Below are 19,524 nucleotides of genomic sequence, written 5' to 3'. Positions count from 1 at the left end.
CCTGATCCGCGGCCTGATTCACGGCCTGATCCGGGGTCTGAATCACTACTCGGTGCGCGGCCTGATCGGCTTCGCGGCAAATCAACTCGTGCACGGGTATTGCCCGGGCCGGAGCCGAGTGTTTACGGTCCATGAATTGAGTTCAGTTCGTAATTTGATCGGTGATGCTGAGACGCCGGACCCGGGCGTACGGCACGAGGAGACGGTCGACGTGGATCAGTTCTTGCTCGTCCTGGTGAGCGGTCTCGCCAGTGGCGCGGTGTACGGCCTGATGGGGCTCGGGCTCGTGATCATTTATCGGGCCACGGACGTGGTGAACTTCGCCCTCGCCAGCCTGGCGACGATCGGGCTGTACGCGGCGCTGACCCTGCACGACGAGGGCCTGCCGCTCATCCTGGCCGCAGGGGCCGCGATCGCCGTCACGGCGGCGGTCGGTCTCGCCGCCCGCGAGACGGTCATCAGGCCCCTCGCACATGGGGAGTTGCTCTCGGCGCTTGTGATGACCATGGGTGTGTCCCTCATCGCGGAGAGCGTCATCAGCACGATCTGGGACGATCAGCCACGGCTTTTCCCGAGCCTGGTGGACGGATCGGTCTCGTTCGGCGACGCCGCGATCCCGACGCAGAGCCTGCTGACCATCGGTGTGGCGGCCGTCGCCATGGCACTGGTGGCATACCTCTTCGGGCGCACCACCATCGGCTCCGCGATGCGCGCCGTCGCAGAGTCCGCCGACACCGCGCAGATCCTCGGCCTCGGCACGCAGCGCATCGCCCGGGTCGCCTGGGCGCTCGGCCTCGGCCTGGGCGCACTGGCCGCCATCCTGTACGCACCCCGCGCGGGGCTGATGCCCACAGTGCTCAGCGCCCCGCTCTTCCGCGCCTTCGCCGGGATGTTCCTCGGTGGGCTGACGAGCATGTACGGCGCCGTCATCGGCGGGCTGACGGTCGGCGTGCTCGACAACCTGGCCGCGACCTACGTATCGGCCGGATACCGGGACACGTTCGTGTTCACGTTCACCATCGTCGTGCTGCTGATCCGCCCGCAGGGGCTGTTCGGCGTACGCGCCTTCCAGCGGGTCTGAGGGAGCGCTCCATGTCCGTCTTCAGCCGTTCCAACCTTCTGAGGGCCGGGTTCGGGCCGCTCGCCGCGGTCCTCCTCATCCTCGTCCTGCACAGCGGCGCCATCCCGCCCTACCAGGCCTACTCCGTCGGGCTCGCCGCCGTCTACACCGTGCTCGTGCTCTCCGTGAACCTGCTCGCCGGGTGGGCCGGCATCTGGTCGATCGCGCATCCCGCCTTCTTCGCCCTGGGTGCCTACTTCGCCTCGTACGGCAGCACTCACGGCTGGTCCCTGGAGGCCGTCGTGCTCGGGGCCGCCGGGTGCGCCGCGGCCTTCGGGGCGTTCCTCGGCGGAGCCGGCGCGCGGTTCTCCATGCTGTATCTGGCCCTGCTGACCCTCGCGTTCACCATGGTGTCCCTGGAGGTGATGGGCCAGTGGACCGACGTCACCGGCGGTGACCAGGGCGTTCCGATGGAGGAGCTGCACAGCGCCCTGGGGCTCGGCACGCTCTCCAGCGCCGGCACGCAGGCCCAGTACATCGCCGTGGGCGTGGCCGGAGTCGCCCTCGCCGTGGGCGCGTTGGCCCGGCCGAGCGCCCTGCGCATGCGGCTGGTCGCCGCCAAGTCCCATCCACTGGCCGCGCGTTCGGCCGGGATCGCACCCGAGGCCCAGTCGGCCCTCGCCTTCGCCGTCAGCGCCGTGTTCGCCGCGCTTGCCGGCGTGCTCCTTGCCCTGGTCGTCGGATTCGTCAGCCCCGACCCGTTCTCGCTGGCCCTGGCGATCTCGCTGATAGCCGCGTGCGTGCTCGGGGGCGCGGGGACGCTGGTCGGTGCGGTGGTCGGCGGCGCGTATCTGACCTGGGCGCCCACCGCCGCCGAGACCGTCGGCGTCGCGCAGCCGATCCTTCAGGGAGTCGTGCTCATCGCGGCCCTGGTGTTCCTGCCGGGCGGCGTCGTGCCGTTCCTCGGGCGCGCCCTGCGCCGGCTCCTCGGGCGCACCGCGGCGAAGCCGCCCACCCTCGTCGAGGCGGCCGAGCAGGTGCCGCCGCCCGTGCCCGCACCCGTGCCATCCGCCCGCGAGCTGCTGCGCGTCGACGACGTGGGCGTCTCCTTCGGCGGCGTGAAGGCACTCGAAGGCGCGTCGATGACCGTACGGGCCGGAGAGACCGTCGCGATCATCGGCCCCAACGGGGCAGGCAAGACAACGCTGTTGAACGTCCTGTCCGGGCTCGTCGGCGGCGGCCGGGTCACGGGCAGCGCTCAGTACGCGGGCAAGCCCCTGCTCAAGAGCCGGGCCACGGCACGGCGCAGGCTCGGCATCGGCCGCACTTTCCAGCACGCCGAGACTTTCCCGGAGCTGACCGTCGCCGAGAACATCCTGTGCACCCACCGCCGCGTCACCGCCCACCACCGGGCCAGGGCCGCCGAACTCCTCGAGAGCGTCGGCCTCGCACCTTTCGCGGACCGCCGCCCCGCCGAGCTGCCCTTCGGCCTGCACAAGCGACTCGACCTGGCCCGGGCGCTCGCCGAGGAACCCCAACTACTGGTCCTGGACGAGCCGTTCGGCGGGCTCGACGCCGGTGAACGCACCCTGCTCGCGCGGGAGATCGTGCGCCAGCAGCAGCGCGGCACCGCCGTCGTCATCATCGACCACGTCCTCGACGACCTGTTCGCCGTGGCCCACCGGGTCGTCGCCTTCGACTTCGGCCGACCCGTCGGCGAGGGCCTGCCCGGCACGATCCTGGACGACCCCCGGGTCCGTACGTCCTATCTCGGCGAGGGCGGCGACCGCGTCGAACTCCCGCCCCGCGACGACCTCACGACAACAGCCGTACACATCAAGGGAGTCGACCACTCCTACGGCGGCGTCGCCGCGCTGCGCGGCATCGACCTCACCGTCCCCCAGGGCAGCGTGCTCGGCGTCGTCGGTGCCAACGGCGCGGGCAAGTCCACCCTGGGCCAGATCCTGCACGGCACCCTCGCCCCCACCCACGGCCGGCGCACGGCCGACCGTGACCTGCGCAGCGCGCTCGTGCCCGAGGGCCGGGCCCTGTTCAAGACCCTCTCCCTGCGGGAGAACCTGGAGGTCGCCGCGTACGCCGCGGGTATCAAAGGCGCGGAGCTGCGCGCCCGCCTCGCGCAGACCGGCGAATGGCTGCCGCCGCGGCTGCGCGAACGCATGGGGATGCCCGCGGCCGGCCTGTCCGGCGGCGAACAGCAGATCCTCGCCATCGCCCGCGCCCTGATGGCCCAGCCGGATCTGCTGATCGTCGACGAACCGGCCCTCGGCCTCTCCCCTGCGATGGTCACCGAGGTGTACGCCCGCCTCGGCCGGCTCGCGCGCGACGGCATGACGGTCGTCCTCCTCGAACAGTCGCTGACCCGCGCCGCGTCCGCCTGCCACGAGGTCGTCGTCCTGCACGACGGCCGCATCGCCGCTCAGGGCGAGCCGGCCGACCCGGAGTTCCTCGCCCACGCCGAACGGGCCTACTTCGACGGCGAGGAGGACGCGTCCGTGGCCGCCGTACAGGGGTGAGACCGAACGAGCATCAACAGATTCTGGTGATTTGGTGAGGAGAACCACCGTGCAACCTCAAGGTGCCGACCTGCCCGTGATCACAGCGGAAGGTGTCGACCTGCTCGTCATCGGCGCGGGCATGGCCGGACTGACGGCCGCCGCCCGAGCCGTCGGGAACGGTCTGTCCGTCGCCGTCGTGGAGAGCGCCCCGGAGGTGGGCGGCTCCGCGCGCTTCGCGGGCTACGCCTGGACCGCCCCCGACCACGCGACGATGGACGCGCACAACCCGCGCGGCGACCGGGCGCTCAAGCGGGCCCTCGTGGACCGGTTCGCCGACGGCATCGACTGGATCCGGTCCATCGGCGTCGAGGCCAAGGACGCCCAGCCCATCCTCAGCTTCGGCCGAGGCCACCGGTTCGACACGAACCACTACGTCGACACCTGCCGCCGGCTGATCGCCGAGGGCGCGGGCGAGCTGCTCCTGAACACCGAGACGGAGCAACTCCTCGTCGAGGACGGGGTCGTGACCGGCGCCGAGGTGCGCGGCGCCAACGGCGCACGCCGCCGGATCCGCGCCACGACCACCCTCCTCGCCACCGGCGGCTTCCAGGGCGACACCGAACTGCGCACCGCCCATGTGCACCCCCATGCGGACCGAATGCAGCTGCGCTCCAACCCCCACAGCACCGGCGGCGGATACCGGCTCGCGACCGCGATCGGCGCGGCCACCGGCAGCGAGAACGCGGGGTTCTACGGACACCTCATCCCCAGCGGCATCCCGTTCGCCGACCCGGCCGACTTCGTCGACATGTCGCTCTACTACAGCGAGCACGCTCTCCTGCTCAACCTGCGCGGCGAGCGGTTCGTCGACGAGACGCTCGGTGACCACCTCACCACCATGGCCCTCCTCGACCAGCCCGAGAGCCGCGGACTGCTCATCGCTGATGCCCGGGTGTTCCGAGACTGGATCGTCGGCTCGTACGTCGAAGGGGCGGTCGCCGTCGACAAGTTCGCCCTCGCGAGCAAGCGCGGCGGCCGCGTCGGACTCGCCGAGGACCTCGACGAACTCGCCTACCTGCCCGCGGGGTGGGGTTACGACGCCGCGGTCGTCCGGGAGGCCGTACGGCGCTTCAACGAACAGGTCACCGCGGAGCCCGGCCCCGCGCCCGGCCGTGCACTGGACCGACTCCCGCTCGAAGAGGCGCCGTACTACGTCATCGAGACCGTGCCCGCCATCACCTTCCCTTTCCACGGCCTCTGCATCGATGACCAGGCCCGCGTCCTGGGCGAGGAGAACGGCCGGCCGCTGCCGGGGCTGCTCGCCGCCGGATCGGACACCGGCGGCCTGTGGGGTCGCGCGTACGCGGGCGGGCTCGCCTCGGCCCTCGTCTTCGGCCTGACGGCGGCGCGGACCGCCGCCGCGGCGGCCCACCACTGAGAACCGCATGCGGAAGGGCACGATGAACAACACCAGCACCCACAGCAGCACCATCGACCACAAGGCCTTCTTCATCAACGGATCGTGGCGGGCCGCCGACGGCACCGGCCACTTCGACGTGATCTCCCCGAGGTCCGAGCAGCGCATCGGACGGGTCCCGGCAGCGTCCAGGAGCGACATCGACGCGGCGGTGGCCGCGGCCCGGCAGGCGTTCGACGAAGGTGAGTGGCCCCGGCTGAGCCCGGCCGAGCGCGCCGACTGTCTGACCCGGCTCGCAGACGGCATCGAGCGACGCGGCACCGAACTCGCCGACCTGATCACCGAAGAGCTCGGCTGCACCCTGGTCCTGTCGCAGGTCTACCAGACGGTGTCGCCCGTCATGAGCCTCAACTACAGCGCCGAGATCGGCCGCGGCCTGCGCACCGCCGAAGTACGCGTCAGCGACCTGTCCCCGCTCGCGGGCCGCTCGGCGGGCGGCGGCATCGTCCCCATGGCCGGGGCCAGCCTCGTCGTCAAGGAACCCGTAGGCGTCGTCGCGAGCTTCCCGGCGTACAACTTCGCGCTGCCCGCGATCGGCCAGAAGGTCGGCCCCGCCCTGGTCGCGGGCTGCACGGTCGTCGTCAAGGTGACCGAGCCCAACCCCCTCGCCATCTTCGTCATCGGGGAGATCTGCGAGGAGATCGGACTGCCGCCCGGCGTCCTCAACATCGTCGCGGCGCGCGCCCCCGAGTCCGACTACCTGGTCCGTCACCGCGGCGTCGACATGGTCAGCTTCACCGGCTCCGTCGAGGTGGGGTCCCGGATCGGGGCGGCCTGCGGCGAGCTGATCCGGCCGTGCGTGCTCGAACTCGGCGGGAAGTCCGCGGCCATCGTCCTGGAGGACGCCCGCATGGAGGACGTACTCCCCGTCCTCATCGGCGCGAGCGTCGGCACCAACTCCGGCCAGAGCTGCGTCGCCCAGACTCGGCTGCTCGTCCCCGAGTCCCAGTACCGCGCCTACGCCGAGGCGCTGGCCGACGGTTTCGCCTCGCTCAAGGTCGGCGACCCCAGGGACGCCGACACGGCGGTCGGCCCGCTGATCACCGCGCGCCAGCGCGACCGCGTCGAGCACTACGTGGGCACGGCCCGTAAGGAAGGCGCGACCATCGCGTACGGCGGCCGCAGGCCCGCAGGGCTGACGCGCGGCTGGTACTTCGAGCCGACCCTCGTCACCGACGCGCACAACGAGATGACGGTGGCCCGGGAGGAGATCTTCGGGCCCGTCGCCGCGCTCATCCCGCACCGGGGCGAGGACGACGCCGTGCGCATCGCCAACGACAGCGAACTCGGCCTCGCCGGCTCCGTGTTCACGGCCGACCCGGTCCACGGTTTCGACATCGCCCGGCGCGTGCGCACCGGCACGTTCTCGGTCAACACCTTCGCCGCCGACCTGGGATCGCCCTTCGGCGGCTTCAAGAAGTCGGGCCTCGGCAGGGAACACGGGCCCGGCGCCGTCGAGGAGTTCCTGGCCACGAAGACGATCTCGACCGACCCGGCCGCGGGGCTGCCCGCCGAGGTGACCGCGGGCGTCCCGCACGGCACCGGCCCCGGAACCGCCCACTGAGCCCCCGCCCGAATTTGACAGCGAGTTGGAGAACCCATGCACGACCGGCACCCCGACATCGACCCCCGGCTGCTCTCCGAGACCGACGGACAACGTGAACTCCGCTCCGTCCTGAGGGACTTCTTCGCCGAATTCAGCGGACCCGACGCCGTCCGCGCGCACATGGCGGGCCCGCGCGGACACGACGAGCGGCTCTGGGCGCGGCTGGCCGACGAGATCGGCGTCCAGGGCCTCGCGATCCCCGAGGAGTACGGCGGATCCGGCTACACTTTCGCCGAACTCGCCGTCGCCCTGGAGGAGTCGGGCCGCGCCTTGTGCAGCGCGCCGCTGCTGCCCACTGTGGGCCTCGCCGCCCCCGCGCTGCTTGGCAGCGGCGACCGGCAGGCGTGCGAGCGGTATCTGCCGCGGATCGCGAACGGCACGCTGACCGCGACCGTGGCGGACCTTCATGACCCCGAGTCCAGCATCCGTACCGAGCGAGGAAACGGGGGCACGGTACTGCGCGGCGCGGCGGACTTCGTGCTCGACGGAGCGGGCGCCGACCTCATCCTCGTACGGGCCCAAACCCCGGACGGACCACGGCTGTTCGCCGTCGAACCGGACCCGGACACCTGCCTGCGGACCCCGCACCGCGTCCTGGACGAGACCCGGCGTCAGGCGCGGGTGGAGTTCCGGGGCGCGCCCGCCACGCCTGTGGGGGAGTCCGACGAGACGACGGCCGTCCTCGACACGGCACGGGCCGCGCTGGCTGCCGAGCAGGTCGGCGGCAGCGGCCACGCCCTGGACGCCACCGTCGAATTCGTCGCGCAGCGCCAGCAGTTCGGGCGTCCTATCGGCTCGTTCCAAGCCGTCAAGCACCGTCTTGCCGACGTGCTGGTCGCGCTCGAGGCGGCCCGATCGGCGTCCGCGTACGCGGACGCCTGCGTCGCCCTCGGCTCGCCCGAGCTGCCGGTGGCCGCCGCTGCCGCCGCCACGGTCTGCTCCGAGACCTTCCGCCTGGCCACGGCCGAGTACGTCCAGCTGCACGGCGGGATCGGCTTCACCTGGGAGCACCCCGCGCACCTGTACGTACGCCGCGCGCGCAGCGGAGCGGTGCTCTTCGGCACGCCTGCGAGCCACCGTGCCCGGCTCGCCGAATTCATCGGTCTCACCCCGAAGACAGCCACCGCCGCTTGAGCCGAGGGAGGACATACATGAACGCACCGAGTACCCCTGCCCTCGCCGCACCCTTCACGCTGGGCGGGCACACCCTGCGCAACCGCCTCGTCGCCACCGCGCACGCCACCGCGGCCGTGGCCGACGGCGCCCCCACCGAAGCCGACCACGCCTACTGGCGCCGCCTGGCACAGGGCGGCGCCGGCATGGTCATCACCGGCGGCACCGCCGTCTCCCCGGAGTCGACCCTGCCGCGGCGCTATCTCACCGAGGCGTGGCGCCCCGAGATCAAGGACGCCGTGCGCCGCCGCGCCGAGGCCATAACCGAAGGCGGCGCCGTGGCGATCGCCCAACTCGTCCATCTCGGCCGCGAGACACTCGGCGCGGGGACGTACTACCCGCCGGTCTCCGCGGCCGCCGTCCGCTCGCCCCGCGAGGCGAGCGCGCCCCACCCGCTGAGCGCGGAGGAGGTACGCCGCGTCGTCGACGCCTTCCGCGTCTCGGCGGCCAACAGCGTGCAGGCCGGCTTCGACGGCATCGAACTGCACGCCGGGCACGGCTACTTGCTCGCCCAGTTCCTCTCCCGCGCCACCAACACCCGCGACGACGAGTTCGGCGACCGGATCACCCTGCTTGCCCAGGTCATCGACGCCATCCGCACCGAGATCGGCCAACACCCCATAGGCGTACGGGTGTCGGTGGAACCCGGCGCGAACTCCGGGCTCGGCCTCGACGACCTCGTCGAACTCCTGCCGCGCCTGCATGCCGCTGCCCCGTTCACGTACGTCAATGTCACCACCGGCGTCCGTAACACCTACGTCCCCGGCATGGCCACCACCCGCCCGCCGCTCCTCGCGTCCGTGGCCCGGCTGCGCGACGCGACCGGGCTGCCGCTGCTGGTGAGCCAGGGCTTCCGGTCCGCCGGCGACATCGAGCGGGCGCTGGACTCGGGTGCCGATCTGGTCGGCATGGCGCGGCCGTTCATCGCCGACCCCGACTTCGCCCGGAAGGCCGTCGCCGGGGACGAACGCTCCATCCGCCCCTGCACGAGCTGCAACGAGGGCTGCCGGACCTTCGAACCCACCGGATCGTGCTCGGTCAATCCGGAGCTCGGGCCGCCCGGCGCGGCCGCCCGTCCGGCCGTGCCGCTGCTGCTCAGCCACTCAGGGACCGGCGGCGACGGTCCGGTCGCCGTCGTCGGTGCAGGTCCCGCGGGGATGGAGTGCGCGGCGGCACTGGCCCGCACCGGCCACGAGGTCGTCGTCTTCGACGGCGCCCCGCACGTCGGCGGGCAGACCCGGCTCGCCGGCCGCGCCGCGCACCGCTCCGGGTGGCTGAAGCTCATCGACTACCAGCGCGATCAACTCGCCGATCTAGGCGTTGAATTGCGCCTCGGCACCGCACCGGCGTCTGCCGAACTGTCGGAGTACGCCCAGGTCGTGCTCGCCACCGGCGCACAGGAGGCGGCGGTGTCCGTGCCGGGGTCGCTGCCCACCTTTCGGAGCACGGACTTCCTCGATCGCTGTGCCGACTTGGTGCCGAGCGCGCCCCGGGTGGTCGTCCTCGACGACGGGTTCGGTTGGTGGCAGGGCATCAGCACCGTAGAGAGCGCCCTGGCGGCAGGTGCCCGGGAGGTCACCCTCGTCACCCCGGGCAACGGCTTCGCGACCGGCATCTCCGCGGAGAACCGCACCCAGCTGACGAACCGACTGGGCGGCGCGCCGCTCCGCGTCATCGCGCTGACCACCGTGACCGCCACGACGGACGGCGGATTGCGGCTGCGGGGCGTCCTCGACGGACGCGAGACCGACCTCGCGGCCGACGCCCTGGTGACTGTCGGCGAACGGCTCCCGCACAGCCCGGACTTCACACCCGTGCACGGCCAGACCGTCCGCGCGATCGGCGACTGCGTCGTACCCCGACTGGTGGCCCACGCCGTCGCCGAGGGGCGCGTGGCTGCCGAGGCGGTCACGGACCGCGCGCCGTGACCGGCGTACCCGCCCCTCTGTTCCCCCCACTGCACTGCAAACCCATTCCCAAGGAGTGAGGCAGCAATGACACGTCGCATCATCGTCTGTGGTGGCGGCTCCGCCGGTGGCGTCCTGGCCGCCCGGCTGAGCGAGGACCGGACGAACACCGTCACTTTGATCGAGGCGGGCCCCGACTATCCGACGCCGGAGGAGACCGCGAAGCACGCCCCCGAGCTGCTCGACGCCAACCGGATCGGGGTGCCCACCCACGACTGGGGCTACGCGTCGAGCGACGAGGTGGCCGAGGCCGAGGCCAGCCCGACGTTCGGGGTCGTGGACCAAGGCGTCGTACCCGTCCTGCGCGGCAAGGTCATCGGCGGCTCCTCGTCCGTGAACGGTGCCAACGCCCTGCGCCCCCACCCCGAGGACTTCGCCCGCTGGACCGGCCTGGGCAACGACCGCTGGTCCTGGGACCAGGTCCTGCCGTACCTGAAGAAGCTGGAGGACGACCCGGTCGGCGGCGAGCTGCACGGCACCGGCGGGCCCGTGCACATCCAGCGGTTCACGGAAGGCAACGGCCTGCGGCCGGTCATGTCCGCGTTCCTCGACGCCTGCGCCGAGGCCGGCCACCCGATCCACCAGGACATGAACGGCGCCGACCGCCTGGGCGCGGGACCGCTGCCGCTGAACCGCCGGGACGGCGTCCGCCAGAGCACGGCCATCGCCTACGTCGGTCCGGCCCGCGACCGCGCGAACCTCATCGTCCTCGGCGAACGGACCGTGGATCGCGTCGAGTTCGCGGAGGACGGCACCACGGCCCGCGCGGTGATCCTGACCGACGGCACCCGCATGGAGGCTGACCTCATCGTGCTCGCCGCCGGATCCATCGGCAGTCCGTCGATCCTGATGCGCTCCGGCATCGGCCCCCGCCGCATACTCGACGAACTGTCCATCCCGGTCGTCAAGGAACTCGAAGGCGTCGGCCGGAACCTGCGCGACCACCCGATGGTCTACCTCACCTACGCCGTCGACGAGGCCGCGGTCGGCGAGCTCACCCCGCCGCTGCAGGCGGTCCTCACCCTAGGCGCGGGCGGACCCGACGGCGCCGGCGAGGTCGACCTTCACGCGGTGCTCCTCACGATGGAGCCCGGCGAACTGCTCGTGCCGTTCGTGCTGTACCGCCCGTACTCGCTCGGCAGCCTGGAGATCGTCTCCCGCGACCCGGACGTCGCTCCGCGCATCCGGCTCGGCCTGTTCGACCACCCCGATGACCGGCGGCGCATGGTGTGCGGCATCCGTCACATGCGGGAGATCATGGACTCGGCGCCGCTGGCCAAGTACATCAAGGCCGAGACCTGGCCGGGCCCCGAGCTGACCTCCGACGCCGATCTGCTCCGCGCCATGGACGAGGGCAAGAACACGTGCTGCCACGCCGTCGGCACCTGCGCGATGGGCGCGGAGGACACGCCCACCGCCGTCGTCGACCAGTACGGGAAGGTGCATGGCGTGGACGGCCTGTATGTCATCGACGCCTCGATCATGCCGGACATCCCGGCTCTGCCGACCAACACGACGACGATGATGCTGGCGGAGCGCTGCGCCGACGACCTGCGCGGGACGCAGCTGTCGTAGCTGGCGCGCACGGTTGTGGCGGTCGGCACACTCTGCACAGGCGTCGGCAGCCAGTCCCCGCGGGTGACGGCGTCGCCGGGGGAGCAGATGCGCAGGGCCAGGTAGAAGTCGCCGTCCGGACACGGCCGCCAATTGGGAACACCCCGGGGCCGGCCGCTGGACTCCAGCGGCCGGACCTCACACGTGGCCTCAGCCCTCGTACACGTAGAACCCGCGCCCGCTCTTGCGCCCCAGGTGTCCCGCCGCCACCATCCGCTGCAGTAGCGGGGGAGCGGCGTACAGCGGCTCCTTGAACTCCTCGTACAACGACTCGGCGACGGCCTGCGCTGTGTCGAGACCGATCAGGTCGAGCAGGCGCAGTGGGCCCATCGGGTGGGCGCAGCCCAGTTCCATGCCCTGGTCGATGTCGTCGGCGCGGGCCGTGCCCGACTCCACCATGCGGATCGCGGCGAGCAGATACGGCACCAGCAGCGCGTTGACCACGAAACCGGAACGGTCGGGCGCCTGGATGGTCTCCTTGCCGAGCCCCTCGACGGCGAACTCGCGGGCGCGCGCCAGGGCTTCGGCGGTTGTGGTGAGCGCGGGCACGACCTCGACGAGCTTCTGGACGGGTACGGGGTTGAAGAAGTGCAGCCCGACGACGTGGGAGGCGCGGCCGGTGGTCACGGCGAGGTCGACGACCGGGATCGAGGAGGTGTTGGTGGCGAGTATGGCGTCCGGGTCGATGAGCACCTTGTCGAGCTGCCGGAACACCTCGGTCTTCACCTCCCTGTTCTCGGCGACGGCCTCGATGACGAACTGCCGGTCGGCCAGTTCGCCCAGGTCGTGGGCAAACGACAGTCGGGCCAGGGCCTGTTCGCGCTCGGCCTGCGTGAGCTTGCCGCGTCGCAGCCCGCGGTCCAGGGACGCGACGACACGGGCGCGGCCCGCGGCGGCGAGCTCGGGGCTCGACTCGGCGACGGTGACGTCGAGGCCGCGCAGCGCGGCGACCTCGGCGATGCCGGAGCCCATGAGGCCGCAGCCGACGACGCCGAGACGGGTGATGACAGACATGAGGGTCCTTTCAAAGGGAGCGGGGAGAGGCGGGCGTCACCGCTCGTGGACGGCGCGGACGGTCATGCCCGCGACCGCCCCCGACGCTCCGGCGCGGTCACTCAGCCACTCCCGCAGGGCGAATTTCTTGACCTTGCCGCTGGTCGTGTACGGCAGGGCGTCGACGAGGAAGAGGCTCTCGGGGATCTTCTGCGCGGCCACTTCACGGCCGGTCAGATGCTCGCCGACCTGCTTGAGGGTGAGCTTCAGTCCCGGGCCGGTCACGACGAACGCGCAGGCCCGCTCGCCCGTGCGCTTGTCGGGCCCGGCGACGACGGCGACCTCGGCGACGGCCGGGTGTTCACTGAGGAGGTTCTCCACCTCACGGACGCTGATCTTCTCGCCGGCGCGGTTCACAACATCCTTGATGCGGCCCTCGATGTGCAGGGCGCCGTGCTCATCGGTCCGCGCCAGGTCGCCGCTGCGGAACCAGCCGTCCGGGGTGAAGGCGTCTTCGTTGAGCCGAGCGTCCAGGTAGCCGAGGAAGGTGTCGGGGCCGCGCCACAGCACCTCCCCGAGCGTGTCCTGCCCCGAGACCATGACCTCGGTCGGGGCGAGCGGCAGGCCGTCCGTGCGGGTGCGGATCCCGGCCGGGTCCCAGCGGTTCGCCGCCGTCACCGACGGCCCCTCGGTCGCCCCGTACATACGGGTCACCACGCCGAGCCGGTCCGCGGCCCGGCGGGCGAGCTCGTCGGGGATGTCCGCGCCGCCGCACACGAGGTAACGGATTGTCGGCGACTTCATGTCAGCGGCCTCGGCGGCGGCGAGCAGATCGGTGAGGAACGGCGTCGAGAAGATCGCGAAGCTCGCCCCCTCGTCGATGACCCGGCGCAGGGCGAGCGTCGGCTCCCAGCGGTCCTGGAGGACTACGGGTGCGCCGAGCAGGAATGGCAGTACGAGGGCGCAGTTGACGCCGGTGACATGAGTGACCGGCGACGGATTGAAGATCACGTCGCGTTCGTTCAGCGCGAACCGGTCGATCAGCGACGCGTTCTCGTACACCACGGTGTTGTGGCTGTGCAGAACTCCCTTGGGAGTGGCGGTCGTTCCGGAGGTGTAGAGCAGCAGGCAGACCTGGTCGGGATCCGGCTCGGGCAGTGCGCGCACGGTCGCGTCGGGATCGGGACCGGCCGAGTCCAGGAACGTGTCCCAGGCGACAGCGCCGGGCTCCTCGCTGCCGTGCCCGTCGACGACCACCACATCCCGCAGCTCGGGGAGGTCGTCGCGCAGCCCCCTGTAGAGCGCTGGATAGTCGAAGCCCCGGTAGCGGCCCGGCACGAACACGATCTTCGTCCGGGCCTGGCCCAGGATGAAGCGGAGCTCGCTGCCCCGGTAGATCGGCACGATCGGATTGGCGACGGCGCCCACCTTCATGACGGCCTGGAAGACCACCAAGGCCTCGGACCGGTTGGGCAGCTGGAACGAGACGACGTCGTCCTGGCCGATGCCGCGCGCATGCAGGGCCGCGGCCAGCTCCGTCGCCCGCCGGTCGACCTCGGCGAACGTCAGGCGGCGCGCCCCGTCGACCACGGCGAGCGCGTCCGGCCACAGGGCGGCGGCCCGGCTCAGATACCGGCCGACCGGGCGGTCCCGCCAGGCGCCGATGGCGCGGTAGTGGTCGGCGCGTTCGGGCGCGGGGGGATGGGTGGGCCACATCGAGATGTCTCCTCGGCTTCAGCTGTCTCAGTTCGCTCGGCGTTGGCACACGTGCGTCAGACGTTGCGCCGATAGGCGCCGCCGACCTCGAAAAACGCTTCGGTGATCTGCTGGAGCGAGCAGACGCGCGCCGCGTCCATCAGCACGGCGAAGACGTTCCCGCCGTTCGTGGCCGCGTCCCGGAGCGAGGCCAGTGCCTCGCCGGCGGCGTCCTCGTGGCGGGCCCGGAAGCCGTGCACCCGGTCGAGCTGGGACTGTTTCTCCTGCTCGGTGGCGCGGGCCAGTTCGACGACCGGCGCCGGCTGCCCCTCCTCGTCGGCGTGCGGCGGACGGAAGGTGTTGACGCCGATGAGCGCCAGTGAACCGTCGTGCTTGCGCTCCTCGTACAGCATCGACTCGTCCTGGATACGGCCGCGTTGATAGCCCGTCTCCATCGCGCCGAGCACCCCGCCGCGCTCGCTGATCCGCTCGAACTCGATCAGCACCGCCTCCTCCAGGAGGTCGGTCAGCTCGTCGATGATGTACGAGCCCTGCAGCGGGTTCTCGTTCATCGCGAGCCCCCACTCACGGTTGATGATCAGCTGTATGGCGAGGGCGCGGCGCACCGACTCCTCAGTGGGCGTGGTCACCGCCTCGTCGTAAGCGTTGGTGTGCAGGCTGTTGCAGTTGTCGTAGAGCGCGATGAGTGCCTGCAGTGTGGTGCGGATGTCGTTGAAGTCCATCTCCTGGGCGTGCAGCGACCGGCCCGACGTCTGCACGTGGTACTTCAGCTTCTGGCTGCGCTCGTTCGCCCCGTACCGGTCGCGCATCGCCACCGCCCAGACGCGGCGGGCCACCCGGCCGAGCACGGAGTACTCGGGGTCCATACCGTTGGAGAAGAAGAACGACAGGTTCGGCGCGAAGTCGTCGACCTTCATGCCCCGCGCCAGGTACGACTCCACGTACGTGAACCCGTTGGCCAGCGTGAACGCGAGCTGGCTGATTGGGTTCGCCCCCGCCTCGGCGATGTGGTAGCCGGAGATGGAGACCGAGTAGAAGTTCCGTACGTCCTGCTCGATGAACCACTCCTGGATGTCGCCCATCATCCGCAGGCTGAACTCCGTGGAGAAGAGGCACGTGTTCTGCCCCTGGTCCTCCTTGAGGATGTCGGCCTGCACGGTGCCGCGCACACTGCGCAGCACCTCGGCCCGGATCTCCCGCGCCTGTCCCTCGTCGGGCGCGTGGCCGTGCTCGGCGGTGTACGCGTCGAGCTGCTGGTCGATCGCGGTGTTGAGGAAGAACGCGAGGATCGTCGGGGCGGGACCGTTGATCGTCATCGACACGGAGGTGGTGGGCGCGGTCAGATCGAAGCCGTCGTACAGCGCCTTCATGTCCTCCAGCGTCGCCACCGAGACACCGGAGGTGCCGACTTTGCCGTAGATGTCGGGGCGCAGGTCGGGGTCGCGGCCGTACAGCGTGACCGAGTCGAAGGCCGTGGAGAGCCGGGTCGCCGCGCCGCCCTGGGACAGCAGTTTGAAGCGGCGGTTGGTACGGAACGGGTCGCCCTCGCCCGCGAACATCCGCGCCGGATCCTCGCCGTCCCGCTTGAAGGGGAACACCCCGGCCGTGAAAGGGAAGGAGCCCGGCAGATTCTCCGCTCGCAGAAATCGGATCAGGTCCCCGTGATCCGTCGTCCGAGGCAGCGCCACGCGGGGAATGCGGCTGCCCGACAGGGACTCGCGGACCAGCGGGGTGCGGATCTCGCGCCCGCGCACGGTGAACGCCAACTCGTCACCGGAATAGGCCTCTACGGTCTTCGGCCACTGCTCCAACGCCTGCCGCGCGTCGTCGTCGAGCGTCTCGCGCGCCTCGTCCAGCAGCCGCTCCACCGCGGCGGTGGGTTCAGCCACGCCCCTCAACTCGTGCCGTACCGCGTCCAGTTGTTGCACTCGGCGAGCGGTCCGGGCCTGGGCGTCGGTGCGCGCATGGTACATACGCACGGTCTCGGCGATGTCGGCCAGATAGCGCGCCCGCGACGTCGGCACGATCTGAGCGGCCCCGCTGGAGTGACGTACCGACACCTCGGGCAGCGCCCCCGGGCGCAGCGCGAGACCGCGCTCGCCGAGCAGCCCGCGCAGATGCTGGTAGAGCGCTGTGACGCCGTCGTCGTGGAATGTCGCGGCGCTGGTGCCGAACACCGGCATCTCCTCGTGCCGCGTGCCGAACGACTGTCGGTTGCGCACGAGTTGGCGGCCCACGTCGCGCAGGGCGTCCGCCGCGCCTCGCCGCTCGAACTTGTTGACGGCGACGACGTCCGCGAAGTCGAGCATGTCGATCTTCTCCAGCTGCGACGCCGCCCCGAACTCGGGCGTCATGACGTACAGCGACACATCCGCGAACGGCACGATCGCGGCGTCACCCTGCCCGATGCCGGGCGTCTCGACGACGACCAGGTCGTAGCCGGCCGCCTGGCAGGCGGTGATGGACTCGCCGAGCCCCTCGGGCAGCTCGCTGGTGCCTCGGGTGGCGAGCGAGCGGAAGAAGATCCGGTCGCCGTCGAGGGAGTTCATGCGGATGCGGTCGCCCAGCAGGGCGCCGCCGCCCCGCCGCCGTGTCGGGTCCACGGCCAGCACCGCCACCCGCAGCGTGTCCTCCTGGTCGGTCCGGATCCGGCGTACCAGCTCGTCGGTCAGCGAGGACTTGCCCGAGCCGCCGGTGCCGGTGATGCCGAGTACCGGCACCTGGCGTGCCCCCGCCGCCTTCTCCAGACGGCGCAGCTCCGCGGCCGGTACCGTCCCGGCCGCGGCGGCCGACAGCAGCCGGGCCAGTGCCGGGCGCTCACCCGCAAGGACCTGCTCGATGTCGGCGGGCTCGTCCGCCCACGGCGCGCGGTCGCACTCCTCGATCATCGTGGCGATCATTCCGGCCAGGCCAAGGCGCTGCCCGTCCTGCGGCGAGAAGATCCGCACCCCGGCCGCCGAGAGCCGCTCGATCTCCTGCGGCACGATCACGCCCCCGCCGCCGCCGAACACCCGCACATGACGGGCGCCCCGCTCCCGCAACAGCTCCACCAGGTATTCGAAGTACTCGATGTGGCCGCCCTGGTAGGAGCTGACCGCGACACCCTGGACGTCTTCCTCCAAGGCGGCATCGACGACCTCGCTCACGGAGCGGTTGTGCCCGAGATGGATCACCTCCGCGCCCTGGGTCTGAAGGATGCGCCGCATGATGTTGATCGAGGCGTCATGCCCGTCGAAGAGGCTGGAAGCGGTGACAAAACGGACGGGATGCTGAGCGCGCGGCATGTGCTGCACTCCTGACTGCCCCCGGCCGCGACGGCTTGGGGGCGGATGCTCACAGAGACCTCTCCATACTGAACCGAAGTAGGTGCAGGTCTCAAGAGAATCATTGAAGTCAGTTCAGTTCGGTGGCAGTCTCGGGTGGTCCAACGATGCGATTCCAGCGTGATCCCCGGGAGGAACGATGCTCGCCGCCAGGCTGTACGGAACGAAGGATCTGCGGATCGAGGAGATGCCTGAACCCGAGCCGGGACCCGGCGAGGTGAAGATCCGCGTGGCGCACGCGGGCATCTGCGGCACCGATGTGCACGAGTACTTCGAGATGCCGCGCGCCACGCACGAACCCAACCCGCTGACCGGCGCCACTCTGCCCCAGACACTGGGGCACGAGTTCGCCGGGACCGTGGTCGAGTGCGGTCCGGGCGTGGACCGCGTCGCGGCCGGCGACCGGGTCTGCGTCCGGCCGATCCGCACCTGTGGAGTGTGCGCCCGCTGCACGTCAGGCCTCTCCCATCTGTGCGCGTCCCTCGCCGCGATCGGAGTCACCTCGCCCGGCGGCGGGCTCGCCGAGTACGTGGTCGTACGGGCCGAGGCCGCGCACCGGCTGCCCGATGAAGTGCCCCTGGAGCAGGGCGCGTTGGTGGAACCTATGGCGGTCGGCCTGAACGCGGTCGAGCGGGCCGGAGTGGGCGCGGGCGACACCGTGTTGGTCATGGGGGCTGGTGCGGTCGGCATGGGTGTGCTCTTCGCGCTCAAGGCGCAGGGTGCGCGCGAGGTGATCGTCGTCGAGCCCTCGCCGGCCCGCCGCGCGGCCGCGGCGCGGCACGGCGCCCAGGTCCTCGATCCGGCTGCGGGCGACGTGGTCGCCGAGGTGCTGCGGCGCACCGGGGGCCGGGGCGTGGACGCGGCCATCGAGTGCGCGGGCCGGCCCGAGGTGCTTGACGCCGCGATCCGCTCCGTCGCCGCCCGCGCACCCGTGGTCCTCGTCGCCCTGTACTCGGGGCCCGTCACCGTCGACGCCTCCGTCGTGCGCCTGGCCGAACTCGCGCTGCTGGGCTGCGAGGCGTACCCCGACGGGGTCTTCGAGCGGGTCATCGCGCACATGGCGGCCGGGCATTACCCGACCGGCGGCTGGCTGGACCACATCCCGCTCGCCGAGACCGTGGCCGGGCTGCACGACGTGCGCGACGCGCGGCGGCTCAAGGTTCTCGTCGACCTGCCGGCCCGCGACGCCTGATCTGTCCTGAACCAATCTCGGAGTTGGCCTTGACAGTGGATCACCAGCTCCGCAAACTCGTAATGAATTCAGTTCAGTTTGAAGCGGAGGAACCTGAGATGGCAGTGGAAGACGAGATCCAGTTCGAGCGTGACGGCCACGTTGCCCGCGTCTGGCTCAACCGCCCCTGGAAGAAGAACTGCGTCACGGTGCCGATCCTCGACCGGCTCGACGAGATCATCACCGAGGTCGACGAGGACCCCGAGCTGCGCGTCCTGGTCTTCCGGGGGCGCGGCGGCACCTTCTGCTCGGGCTTCGACCTCGACAGCCTCAAGGCCGACTTCGTCGGCAAGTCGAACGCCATCGACGTCGCGGTCAAGTCCGCGAAGGTGTGCGACCGGCTCTACTCGATGAAGACCCCGTCGGTGGCCGTCCTGGAGGGCCACGTCACCGCCGGCGGCTTCGAGATCATGATCTCCTGCGACTTCGCGATCGCCGCCGACGACGCCAAGATCGGCGACTTCCACATTCGCCGCGCGCTGTTCGGCGGGGCGGGCCCGATCTACCGCGTGCCGCGCATGATCGGCATCCGCAAGACCAAGGAGCTCATGCTCACCGGAAAGCTCCTCTCCGGTATCGAGGCCACCGAGTTCGGCCTGATCAACGACCACGCGCCGACCGAGAAGCTCGACGAGACGGTCGAGGAGTTCATCTCCCACCTCACCGACAAGAGCCCCTTCACCATGTGGCTCACCAAGATGACCATCGACCGCAGCCTCGACGCCGACACCCAGTCGCTGATGGTGATGGAGCACCTCGCCGTCGGCGTCGCCCTCAACTCCGAGGACGCCAACGAAGGTGTCTCGGCGTTCCTGGAGAAGCGCGAGCCCAAGTGGCAGGGGCGCTGA

12 protein-coding genes are annotated in these 19,524 nt (G+C 71.1%); 9 read left to right on the top strand and 3 right to left on the bottom strand.

From position 1 onward, the window contains the following. Positions 1-211 precede the first annotated feature (211 nt). The 7 genes from OG698_RS07535 to OG698_RS07505 all read left to right on the top strand — a co-directional run bounded on the left by OG698_RS07535 (position 212) and on the right by OG698_RS07505 (position 11,374). A complete protein-coding gene (locus tag OG698_RS07535) occupies positions 212-1,081 on the top strand; it encodes a branched-chain amino acid ABC transporter permease (RefSeq protein ID WP_406102194.1) in 870 nt (289 codons plus the stop codon). Positions 1,082-1,092: 11 nt separating this feature from the next. Continuing rightward, the gene (locus OG698_RS07530) at positions 1,093-3,594 is read left to right on the top strand and encodes an ATP-binding cassette domain-containing protein (RefSeq protein ID WP_406102193.1); all 2,502 of its coding nucleotides are present in this window, start codon (positions 1,093-1,095) and stop codon (positions 3,592-3,594) included. 76 nt (positions 3,595-3,670) lie between these two features. Further along, on the top strand, positions 3,671-5,014 hold the full coding sequence (locus tag OG698_RS07525; protein ID WP_406102192.1) for an FAD-dependent oxidoreductase: 1,344 nt from the start codon (positions 3,671-3,673) through the stop codon (positions 5,012-5,014). 22 nt (positions 5,015-5,036) lie between these two features. Further along, positions 5,037-6,617: an aldehyde dehydrogenase gene (locus OG698_RS07520; RefSeq protein WP_406102191.1), complete on the top strand. Its 1,581-nt coding sequence runs from the start codon at positions 5,037-5,039 to the stop codon at positions 6,615-6,617. Positions 6,618-6,653: 36 nt separating this feature from the next. Beyond that, on the top strand, positions 6,654-7,793 hold the full coding sequence (locus OG698_RS07515) for an acyl-CoA dehydrogenase family protein (protein ID WP_406102190.1): 1,140 nt from the start codon (positions 6,654-6,656) through the stop codon (positions 7,791-7,793). Between the two features lie 17 nt (positions 7,794-7,810). Beyond that, a complete protein-coding gene (locus OG698_RS07510) occupies positions 7,811-9,760 on the top strand; it encodes an FAD-dependent oxidoreductase (protein WP_406102189.1) in 1,950 nt (649 codons plus the stop codon). A 66-nt stretch (positions 9,761-9,826) separates the two neighbouring features. Next, positions 9,827-11,374: a GMC family oxidoreductase gene (locus OG698_RS07505; RefSeq protein WP_406102188.1), complete on the top strand. Its 1,548-nt coding sequence runs from the start codon at positions 9,827-9,829 to the stop codon at positions 11,372-11,374. A 189-nt stretch (positions 11,375-11,563) separates the two neighbouring features. Here the strand turns inward: OG698_RS07505 and OG698_RS07500 are convergent, their stop codons facing one another. From OG698_RS07500 to icmF, 3 genes are read right to left on the bottom strand one after another with little or no spacing between them, the layout of a single operon-like run. Continuing rightward, complete coding sequence (locus tag OG698_RS07500; protein WP_406102187.1) at positions 11,564-12,427, bottom strand: 3-hydroxybutyryl-CoA dehydrogenase; 864 nt, start codon at positions 12,425-12,427, stop codon at positions 11,564-11,566. A gap of 36 nt (positions 12,428-12,463) precedes the next feature. After that, complete coding sequence (locus OG698_RS07495) at positions 12,464-14,122, bottom strand: AMP-binding protein (RefSeq protein WP_406102186.1); 1,659 nt, start codon at positions 14,120-14,122, stop codon at positions 12,464-12,466. A gap of 56 nt (positions 14,123-14,178) precedes the next feature. Beyond that, complete coding sequence (gene icmF / locus OG698_RS07490) at positions 14,179-17,406, bottom strand: fused isobutyryl-CoA mutase/GTPase IcmF (RefSeq protein ID WP_406102185.1); 3,228 nt, start codon at positions 17,404-17,406, stop codon at positions 14,179-14,181. Positions 17,407-17,584: 178 nt separating this feature from the next. Between icmF and OG698_RS07485 the strand changes: the two genes are divergently transcribed. Together OG698_RS07485 and OG698_RS07480 are read left to right on the top strand one after the other, a co-directional pair. Further along, positions 17,585-18,637 (top strand): alcohol dehydrogenase catalytic domain-containing protein, encoded by a 1,053-nt coding sequence (locus OG698_RS07485; protein WP_406102184.1) that lies wholly within the window; start codon positions 17,585-17,587, stop codon positions 18,635-18,637. A gap of 98 nt (positions 18,638-18,735) precedes the next feature. Then, positions 18,736-19,524: an enoyl-CoA hydratase/isomerase family protein gene (locus tag OG698_RS07480; protein WP_329566893.1), complete on the top strand. Its 789-nt coding sequence runs from the start codon at positions 18,736-18,738 to the stop codon at positions 19,522-19,524.

Origin of the sequence: Streptomyces sp. NBC_01003 (assembly GCF_045162695.1) — a bacterium.
GTDB lineage: Bacteria > Actinomycetota > Actinomycetes > Streptomycetales > Streptomycetaceae > Streptomyces.
This window is presented reverse-complemented; position numbering and strand designations above follow the sequence as displayed.

Excerpts from the sequence above, each read along its gene's own strand:
- OG698_RS07530 (WP_406102193.1), top strand. The coding sequence starts at position 1,093 with ATGTCCGTCTTCAGCCGTTCCAACCTTCTGAGGGCCGGGTTCGGGCCG.
- OG698_RS07520 (WP_406102191.1), top strand. The coding sequence starts at position 5,037 with ATGAACAACACCAGCACCCACAGCAGCACCATCGACCACAAGGCCTTC.
- OG698_RS07515 (WP_406102190.1), top strand. The coding sequence starts at position 6,654 with ATGCACGACCGGCACCCCGACATCGACCCCCGGCTGCTCTCCGAGACC.
- OG698_RS07510 (WP_406102189.1), top strand. The coding sequence starts at position 7,811 with ATGAACGCACCGAGTACCCCTGCCCTCGCCGCACCCTTCACGCTGGGC.
- OG698_RS07505 (WP_406102188.1), top strand. The coding sequence starts at position 9,827 with ATGACACGTCGCATCATCGTCTGTGGTGGCGGCTCCGCCGGTGGCGTC.
- OG698_RS07500 (WP_406102187.1), bottom strand. The coding sequence starts at position 12,427 with ATGTCTGTCATCACCCGTCTCGGCGTCGTCGGCTGCGGCCTCATGGGC.
- OG698_RS07495 (WP_406102186.1), bottom strand. The coding sequence starts at position 14,122 with ATGTGGCCCACCCATCCCCCCGCGCCCGAACGCGCCGACCACTACCGC.
- icmF (WP_406102185.1), bottom strand. The coding sequence starts at position 17,406 with ATGCCGCGCGCTCAGCATCCCGTCCGTTTTGTCACCGCTTCCAGCCTC.
- OG698_RS07485 (WP_406102184.1), top strand. The coding sequence starts at position 17,585 with ATGCTCGCCGCCAGGCTGTACGGAACGAAGGATCTGCGGATCGAGGAG.
- OG698_RS07480 (WP_329566893.1), top strand. The coding sequence starts at position 18,736 with ATGGCAGTGGAAGACGAGATCCAGTTCGAGCGTGACGGCCACGTTGCC.